General features: G+C 62.4%; 1 protein-coding gene. It reads right to left on the bottom strand.

The window, feature by feature from the left end:
• Positions 1-303 (bottom strand): metalloregulator ArsR/SmtB family transcription factor (locus tag EN935_RS40100; RefSeq protein ID WP_164771933.1); only part of this gene is annotated, 303 nt, incomplete at its 3' end.
• Positions 304-450 lie beyond the last annotated feature (147 nt).

Raw genomic sequence — 450 nt, 5'->3', positions numbered from 1 at the left:
GGCGGCGGGCGCGCAAGTGGCGTCAGCGCAGCACTCATCGGCGAGATAGCCGATCAGCGCATTCATGCCGGGATAGTTGGCGCGGCAGATCAGCGTCGTCGCCTGCCGCTCCTGCGTCACCAGGCCGGTGTCGACCAGCCGCTTGAGGTGATGCGACAGCGTCGAGGACGGAATGTCGAGCTTGCCCTGGACACTGCCGACAGCAAGCCCGTCATCGCCGGCGCGCACCAGGATGCGATAGAGCTGAAGCCGCGTCGGGTTGCCCAGCGCTTCGAGTTGGGCGGCTGCTTTTTCGAGTTTCATGGAAGTAGGCTATGCGACACTTTTCGCGCCGTCAACTCAATTTCGAAAAATATGGAAATAGCGTTAGCCGGCACGCTTGCCCGAGGCGTAAGTGACCACCTCGCCATCCTCCTTGGTGAACGCGCCGATCTCCGGGTTGGGCAGGAT

Origin of the sequence: Mesorhizobium sp. M7D.F.Ca.US.004.03.1.1 (assembly GCF_003998635.1) — a bacterium.
GTDB lineage: Bacteria > Pseudomonadota > Alphaproteobacteria > Rhizobiales > Rhizobiaceae > Mesorhizobium > Mesorhizobium loti.
This window is presented reverse-complemented; position numbering and strand designations above follow the sequence as displayed.